Here is a 7,939-nt window from a genome sequence, read left to right as displayed (position 1 = left end):
CGTGGAGGAGGGCACGCTTCGGCAAGTTTGCCGAATACGGTGTCGCACTCCCCTCCCCCCTCGTGGGGGAGGGGCTGGGGGTGGGGGCCACCCCCTCGTGGGGGAGGGGCTGAGGGTGGGGGGCATCCCCCTCTTCCTATTCCCCACCACCTACGGTATACTCATTAAGGCATAGTCTTCTGAACTGAGGAGCACTGGCTATGAGCAGCGTAATGATCGGTGTGATTGGCGGCAGCGGCCTGTATGCAATGCCCGATCTCAAAAATCCGGAAGAGGTGCGCCTGACAACACCGTTTGGCGATCCCAGCGATGCGTTTATCATCGGTGAATTGGAAGGTCGGCGAGTGGCGTTCTTACCACGCCACGGTCGCGGGCACCGCCTGAATCCCAGCGAAGTGCCGGCGCGGGCGAATATTTATGCCTTCAAGCTACTCGGCGTGCGCGCACTGATTTCAGTAAGTGCGGTTGGTTCGCTGCGCGAGGATTACGCTCCCGGTCATGCCGTTATCCCCGACCAGATTTTTGACCGCACGAAGGGTATTCGTCCCGCTACCTTCTTCGAGGGCGGTGTCGTGGCCCACGTTGCCTTTGACCGTCCCTTCTGCCCGCACCTCAGCAACATCCTTTTGCACGCAGCCCAAGCGGCTGGCGCGGTAGTGCATCAAGGTGGAACGCTAGTAGTCATGGAGGGGCCGCAGTTTTCAACCAAGGCTGAGAGCGAAGAGAATCGTCGCCGCGGCCATAGTTTGATTGGGATGACGGCGCTGCCCGAAGCGAAACTGGCCCGCGAGGCCGAAATTGCCTATGCGACGTTGGCAATGGTGACCGATTACGATGTCTGGCATCCTGAACACGATGCGGTGACCGCTGACCAAGTGATTAAGGTGCTGAGTGCGAATGTCTCTCTCTCACAGCAGATTGTGCGCTTGGCCGTAGCCCAGATCGACGAGAACTTTACCAGCCCTGCCCACGATGCGCTGCGCTACGCCATCATTACCCATCCCGATTATATTCCCGCCGCTATCAAAGAACGGTTAGCGCCGATCGCTGGCCGGTATTGGTCATAAAACGATGACCCAACACGACATCCGCATTATTCCGTTGCACGGTATCGGTGAAGTGCGGCCGGGTGATGATCTGGCCACCCTGCTCGCTACAGCGATCGATGCTGTGGGGGGCTTAGTTGCCGGCGATATTCTAGTCGTGACCCAAAAGATCGTCTCGAAAGCCGAGGGTCGGCTGGTTGATCCGGCTACGATCGAGCCGTCACCGTTTGCCGAACAGATTGCCCGTACCGCCAAGAAAGATGCCCGCTATCAAGAGGTCGTCTTGCGCGAGAGCAAACGCATCGTCAAGATGGCGAATGGTGTGCTCATCACCGAAACCCATCACGGTTTTGTTTGTGCCAACAGTGGCGTCGACGAGTCGAATGTCGATGGTGGTCGGCAGTTAGCCTTGCTACCGGTTGATCCCGACGCCAGCGCCGCCGCGCTGCGCGCCGCCTTAGCTGCCCGCTATGATCATGTGCCAGCAGTGATTATCACCGATACCTTTGGTCGGCCATGGCGTGAAGGGCAAGTCAATGTCGCCATTGGCGTCGCCGGCATCGCCCCGCTGCGCGATTTCGCCGGCGTCGATGACTCCTATGGCTATACGATGCAGGCTACGCTGATCGCTGTTGCTGACGAGTTGGCCGCCGCCGCCGAGTTGGTGATGGGGAAGATCGATCGCGTGCCGGCGGCACTGGTGCGCGGCTACCAGTACCAGCCGAGCGAGACCGCCACTGCGCGCCTGTTGATCCGCGATCCTCGTTTTGATCTGTTCCGGTGACGTTTTTGGCGATGTGCCAGAGGACGCGGAGAATATGTGCGAATCCTCTGCGTTCTCTGTGGTCTCTGCGATGAAATATCATAAGCTATGGACTTTTTTACGCTTGCCCAAACCCGCCGTACCGTGCGCGCCTTTTTGCCCGATCCGCCGCCACGGGCCGCTATCGAACAGATTCTCACTGCTGCCAGTTGGGCGCCATCGCCCCATGGCCGTCAGCCGTGGCGGTTTGTGGTCGTTGAGACGGCTGAACGCAAAGCAGCCTTGGCCGAAGCAATGGGAGCGGCGTGGCGTCATCATCTTGCTCTCGATGGCCACGATCCGGCGACGATTGAACAACGGCTGCAACGGTCGCGTGAACGGGTGCTCAATGCGCCGGTGATGATTGTTCCATGTCTGTATTTGAACGATTTAGATGGGTACCCTGATCCAGAACGGCAAGCTGCCGAAACAACTATGGCCGTTCAGAGTTTGGGTTGTGCCGTGCAGAATATGTTGTTGGCGGCATTTGCGTTAGGCTTGGCGGCCGGTTGGATGTGTGCGCCCTTGTTTGCGCCGGTGGCGGTGCGTGCGGCGCTCGAACTGACCGACGATCTGCATCCGCAAGCCCTTATTCCGATTGGATATCTGGCCCAAGAACCTAAGCGCCGACCACGCCGTTCGTTGGATGAACTCGTGGTGGGGTGGATGTAACGGCTGTCATCCCGCCCCGCCAATATCTTGCCGGTTGAGGGTACGGTAGGCGCTGTACCCAAAGATCGCACTGTAGACAATGATGACAATGATCGCTTGCCATTGCGAGGGCAGCAAATTGAGATCGAGTGCCGAGGTCAGTACACTCTGATCGAGGCCGAACATCCGGCTATTCTCTATTATCAATCGGTTGATGTTCGGTTGGAGCAAGAGGTTGACGAGGGCGCGAATCAGCGGATTAACCGCACCAATGGTGTTAAGTGAGCCGGCGCTTACGTCGAAAGCAAGAAAGATCAAGCCGCCGCCAACCCCAGCAATGACCGAGCGGCCAACGATGGCGCTTGCCGCAGCGATTAGGGTGTAAGGGAGCATGACTAGCAACGCTCGTACCATACCTATTGGCAAGAGCAGAAGGTCAACAATGCCGAGTCGTTGCGGCAAGCCAAGCAGACCACTGAAGAGCAGTGCCAACACGATGCCGACGATCAGCGTGATCACCATTGCGCTCAGCAATGCGAGTTGTAAGGCGACAAGCTTGGCCGAGAGGTATGCGCCGCGATTGGGGGCGCGTGTCAACAGTACTCGTAGCGTTCCCCAATTGAAATCACTGCCGAAGATGCCCGCCGTCAAGATCACTGCTAGAATGCCGCCGGTGCCGTTGATCGCGCTCAACATTGCGCCGAATACGCCGGGCAAGCTCAATTGACGCTTGATCTGCTCGATTGCTGCCGTGCTGAGTAAGCCAAACGTGACGTTACCGCCGCTGAAGGTACCTTCTTGCAGCGCTACTATCAGAAACCAGAGCGTCTGTTGCAATGCGGTTAACGTGAGGAAGATGCCCAATAGCAACAACGCCATAGGCCGGCGCACAATCTTCATCCACTCGGCAGCGAGCAGGTTGGTAAACGTTGTCCGTGCCTCCATGGCGGATACCTCTCTTCGGCTTCCGATTGCACCGCGTATCTTACACCTCTGCCTTTGTCACCGTTAAGAAGAACTCTTCCAGTGAGCTGTTGCTGGCTCCGATCTCAGCTACAATAATGTCAGCTTTTATCAAGAGCGCGTTGATTTCGCCGGCTCGATCAGCAGGCGCGTTAACGAAGATCGTCTCGCCTTGCACCATCACACTGCCTACCCATGTTAGCGTCCGTAAGAGGCTCACCGCTGGCCCCGGATCGCCTTGCACCCGCACGCGCACGCCTTGCCCGCGCCGCAACAGGGTGGCGACGTCACCGGACGCGATCAGCTTCCCGTCTTTCATAATTGCTACCCGCTGGCAGAGCTGCTCGACCTCGTGCAATAGGTGGCTGCATAGCAAAATAGTGCGCCCACTAGCGGCGAGTTCGCGAATGAGGTTGCGGATCTCGACTGTTCCCGCCGGATCGAGGCCATTGGTCGGCTCATCGAGCATAATCAGTTCGGGGTCAGGGAGCAGTGCCGCAGCAATCGCAAGGCGCTGCTTCATCCCTTGCGAGTAGGTAGATACTTTGTCGCGCGCACGTTCACTCAGCTCAACCGTCTCAAGTACGCGCTGCACCCGCTCAAGCGGAATGCCGCCGGCACGGGCCAAGACGCGCAGATTGTCGGCTCCGCTGAGGTATGGGTAGAACGCTGGCGCTTCAATCATTGCCCCAACCCGTCGCAAGGCGAGCGCCGGCTCACGTTGGACATCGTACCCAAGGACTAGTGCTCGACCTTTGGTTGGTTTGACCAATCCCAACAACATCGCGATGGTGGTGGTCTTGCCCGCGCCGTTTGGGCCGAGGAAGCCGAACACTTCGCCTGTGCCGACGGTAAGGTTGAGCTGATCGACGGCAATTCGTTTACCGTAGCGCTTGGTAAGTTCTATCGTTTCAATGGCGTTCATGTCCGTTCCGCAACGACGTTTGTCGGCTGTATGATAACACAAAGAATGTAGGAAGAAGGCGCGAGCAAGAAGGTTGTCAAATCAAGCGTTAGACGGATCGAACAGCCGGAGGAGCGAGCAATCACCGCGCACTGCAGCATGGGCGACTGCCCGCCCGCAGACTGCGCCTATGACGTTGCCGGTGCCGTTGTACGCGCCGATTGCCCACACGTGGGGCCGGATCTGGCGGGCAATTGGCAAAATACTATCACGACGGTAGGCTACCTGTGCCGCCCATCGCCGCTCGACCGGCGCCTGACTGCCGATCCGTTCGCGGAGAAGCCGTTCGAGCGCCAACTGTACTGGCACCGATGGCTTTGGCGGCGCATCCCATTCTTCGGCGGCGAAGCGATCGCGGCAGCCGCCGAGTGCGATGCGGCCATCGGGTAACTGTTGCCAGTAGTCGTAGCCCCAGCGAGTGTAGACCGGACGTGGGATGGAGCAGGCTGGGTCAGGGCCAGTAGCCAGCATTTGCAACCGAGCGCTGCGCACCATCCCGCACAGCTCCGGCGCTAGCCGTTCCAGACCGCCATCAACAGCAATAATCACGTGTCGGGCCAGAATTCGTCCGTGCGGACATTGTACGGTTGTGCCTTCAATGGCCAATGCCGGCGTGTGGGTAAAGAGCAGCGCCCCGCCCTGCTGCGCTCGTTCGGCTAACAGCCGGCACCGGTGCAGCGGTTGAAACGCGCCATCGGTGGGCAGCAGCAACCCTTCACCCTCTGGGCCGCAGTATGGCTCAACCGGTAAATCATCGGCCCGCATCGCCTGCAACTGGGCGTTACAGTCGATGGCCTCTTCCGGCGAAGCGGCAATGCGCAGCGATCCGACCCGGCGCACAACCTCCGGCATTGCGGTGGCCATCTGCCCGATTTCGGCGATCGTGAGCCGGTAGATGGCTGCGGCCCGCTCGCGCCCGATAGCGGCGACCGCATCGTGGTAAAACGCGGCGAGACCGGCCAGTAAAAAGCCGCCGTTCCGCCCGGCTGCGCCACCCCCGACCGCACCGGCATCAATGCCGGCCACGCTTACACCGAGATCGAGGAGCTCGTGGATGCAGGCGAATCCCGATCCGCCTAACCCAATGACGCAAACATCCACTGCAATCGCGTCGGAAAGCATGGGGTATGCCGGGTCTGGCGCATCGTGCCAAATTGGTTGGTCGTCTGATGATAGCAAGCGGGTCATGATCGCTGCCGGCTTCAAACCGGTTCTTGCCGGGTAGCCGGCGCTTGCAATCCCTGCCGGAAGATGCGCACCACCAAATCCGCTGTCGCCGCCGGATCATCGGTTGGCGGCAGATTGCGCCCACCCACAAACGGAAAGCAGAGCAGCGAAGAGAATGTACGAATCACATCAACTGGCTGCAAATCAGCCGCTACCTCGCCATTCGCGATTGCAGCTTCGGCCAAGCGCAAGACGCGGGCCTGCGCTTGCAACAGCTCATTGCGCGAATGGGGATGTTTTTCCAGCAGCTCGGCCACTTCCGGCAACCAGAGCTGGTACGCCGCTGCGCGATGTTGTATCTGGAACAACACGCTTGCATGCAAGAGATCGCAGAGCTGTTCGAGCGGTGATCGATCGGTTGGTTCACCAATCGCAGCCACCGCAAACAGATCGCGAATCAGGCGTGCAATCATAGCGGCCAGCAAATCTTCACGGGTGGGGAATTGGTTATAGAGGGTGGGTTTCGAGATACCAACCCGCGCAGCCAGTTCATCCATCGCCAGTGCGGCAAAGCCGCGTTCGGCGATGAGTTGATGGGTCGCGGCGAGGATTTCGTCGCGCAGCATCTGACGGCGGCGTTCACGGAGCGTTGTGCTCATAAGCGTCTATAATCAACCGGCCAACGACATTGTTGTCAACCGGCACTATACCACAAAGTAGGCAACAATGCGGCAGCCGAGGTGCGATCCACGGCTGCGGTCATCGTCCGCCAACATCACTTATCGGTGAGGATGGTAATGCGCACGCTCATGCCGGCACGCAACCCATTTTGCTCGGCAAGCTTGACCCGCACGGTGAAGGTGCGCACATTGCCGACCACATTTGCCACCGGCGCGACGAAATCAACAGTGCCATTGAAAACCGTGCCGGGCAGCGCGTCAAGCCGCACTTCAACCCGCTGGCCCTCACGCACGCGGGCCACGTCGGTGTCACTGATCGCCGCCTCGATGTGCAATTCGCTATCATCAACGATCTGCACTGCCGGCAGCGCCCCCGTGCCGGCTAGATCGCCGGGATCGACATTCACCCGTGCCACGATACCATCGAACGGTGCACGCAACACGGCCTTGTCGAGGTTGAGTTTCGCTGCCGCCAGCGCAGTTTCCGCAATTTTGACCGCAGCCTCGGCGGCGATCAGACTCTGGCGCGTCGGTGGTGCAGTAATCCGTTCCAAATTGGCTTGGGCTGCTGCTACGCCAGCCTGCGCTGCCGCCAGCGCGCCGGCTCGCTGATCGCCGCGTAGACGGTCAAGCGTGGCTTGCGCTTGCGCGACTGCTGCATCGGCGGCTGCGATCAGATCAGCCGTCGGCCCATCGAGCAGGCGTTGCAAGTTGCTGCGAGCCGTGCGCACCTGCGCTTCGGCAGCGGCAATGCCGTCAATCTCGTTTTGGCGCGCTTGCTCATACGCCAATTGCGCTTGTTTGTACCGCGTTTCTGCCGACTCAACCGCGCGGAGCAATTGCTCCTCGGCGTCTTTCGCTTCTTTGGGCAATTCGAGACCGAATTTGGCCAATTGCTCTTCGCGCTCACGGTTCTTCCAGTACAGATCGGAATAGGCTTGCTGGGCATCGCGTAGTGCATTGGCCGCTAGCGTCACTTGCAGTTCGGCATTGGTCTTCGCTGCCGAGAGGTTGGTGCGCTGAAGGTTCAAATTAGCTTCGGCCTGTTCAACCGCAGCCCACGCTGCTGTCAGGTCGGCGTTATTCGGCCCGTCGAGCAAGTCGTTGCGGCGGGCGATGGCCTGTGCCAGCGCTGCCTCAGCCGCAGCGATATCAGCGTCAGTGACACTGCCGCGCGCCTGCCGCAAGGCCGCTTGGGCTTGCGCTACCTGCGCGCGCACCGCCGCGATCTCTTCCGGCGTCGCCCCTTCGATCAGACGCTCGTAATTGGCTCGCGCTTGCGCCAAACTCGCTTCAGCTTGGGCGACTTGTAACTCGAGTTCGCGCGCATCGAGCGCCACTAGCGGATCACCGGCTTTGACCCGGTCGCCTTCAGCCACAAAGACCTCGGCCACCACGCCGGGCACGCGGAAGCTGAGATTTGCGCTGCTGCGAGCCACTACCTCGCCGCTGGCGGTGACACCAAGGCTAATGGTTGGCGCGCTCGCTAAGTCAATCGTTGTCACCGGCTCGGTGGTGGGCAGGGGCGCCACGGTTGAGCGCACTTCTACCGCCGCCGCCGTCGGTGCCGGGGTCGGCGCCGGGGCGGGAGTGGCGCAGGCGGTCAGGATCGCCAGCGCGCCGCCGATCAGGGTGGGAACAATCACTCGTCGCATTGTCACTTGGC

At 60.1% G+C, this 7,939-nt stretch carries 8 protein-coding genes; 3 read left to right on the top strand and 5 right to left on the bottom strand.

Annotated features, from left to right (window positions below):
- The first annotated feature begins 200 nt into the window (after positions 1-200).
- From mtnP to Q1A00_RS13275, 3 genes are all read left to right on the top strand, one after another.
- Positions 201-1,067 carry an S-methyl-5'-thioadenosine phosphorylase gene (gene mtnP, locus Q1A00_RS13285; RefSeq protein WP_298405265.1) on the top strand — a complete coding sequence of 289 codons (867 nt, stop codon included), beginning with the start codon at positions 201-203 and terminating at the stop codon, positions 1,065-1,067.
- A 4-nt stretch (positions 1,068-1,071) separates the two neighbouring features.
- Entirely contained in the window at positions 1,072-1,830 is a 759-nt protein-coding gene (cofE, locus tag Q1A00_RS13280; protein ID WP_298405268.1) for a coenzyme F420-0:L-glutamate ligase, read from the top strand.
- Positions 1,831-1,917: 87 nt separating this feature from the next.
- Positions 1,918-2,520 carry a nitroreductase family protein gene (locus Q1A00_RS13275; RefSeq protein ID WP_299757264.1) on the top strand — a complete coding sequence of 201 codons (603 nt, stop codon included), beginning with the start codon at positions 1,918-1,920 and terminating at the stop codon, positions 2,518-2,520.
- 6 nt (positions 2,521-2,526) lie between these two features.
- On the opposite strand, the gene Q1A00_RS13270 is transcribed toward Q1A00_RS13275, so the two are convergent.
- The 5 genes from Q1A00_RS13270 to Q1A00_RS13250 form a co-directional block, all read right to left on the bottom strand.
- Positions 2,527-3,444 carry an ABC transporter permease subunit gene (locus Q1A00_RS13270; RefSeq protein WP_298490050.1) on the bottom strand — a complete coding sequence of 306 codons (918 nt, stop codon included), beginning with the start codon at positions 3,442-3,444 and terminating at the stop codon, positions 2,527-2,529.
- Between the two features lie 40 nt (positions 3,445-3,484).
- Positions 3,485-4,387, bottom strand: a complete 903-nt coding sequence (locus tag Q1A00_RS13265) for an ABC transporter ATP-binding protein (protein WP_298405277.1) — start codon at positions 4,385-4,387, stop codon at positions 3,485-3,487.
- A gap of 81 nt (positions 4,388-4,468) precedes the next feature.
- The gene (locus Q1A00_RS13260) at positions 4,469-5,614 is read right to left on the bottom strand and encodes an FAD-binding oxidoreductase (protein ID WP_298405280.1); all 1,146 of its coding nucleotides are present in this window, start codon (positions 5,612-5,614) and stop codon (positions 4,469-4,471) included.
- A gap of 14 nt (positions 5,615-5,628) precedes the next feature.
- Positions 5,629-6,252 (bottom strand): TetR/AcrR family transcriptional regulator, encoded by a 624-nt coding sequence (locus tag Q1A00_RS13255; RefSeq protein ID WP_298405284.1) that lies wholly within the window; start codon positions 6,250-6,252, stop codon positions 5,629-5,631.
- 116 nt (positions 6,253-6,368) lie between these two features.
- Positions 6,369-7,928, bottom strand: a complete 1,560-nt coding sequence (locus Q1A00_RS13250; RefSeq protein WP_298405287.1) for an efflux RND transporter periplasmic adaptor subunit — start codon at positions 7,926-7,928, stop codon at positions 6,369-6,371.
- Positions 7,929-7,939 lie beyond the last annotated feature (11 nt).

Origin of the sequence: uncultured Chloroflexus sp. (genome assembly GCF_938091255.1) — a bacterium.
Taxonomy (GTDB): Bacteria; Chloroflexota; Chloroflexia; order Chloroflexales; family Chloroflexaceae; genus Chloroflexus.
The sequence above is the reverse complement of the archived record's forward strand: the minus strand, read 5'-3'. Positions and strand labels throughout refer to the sequence as shown.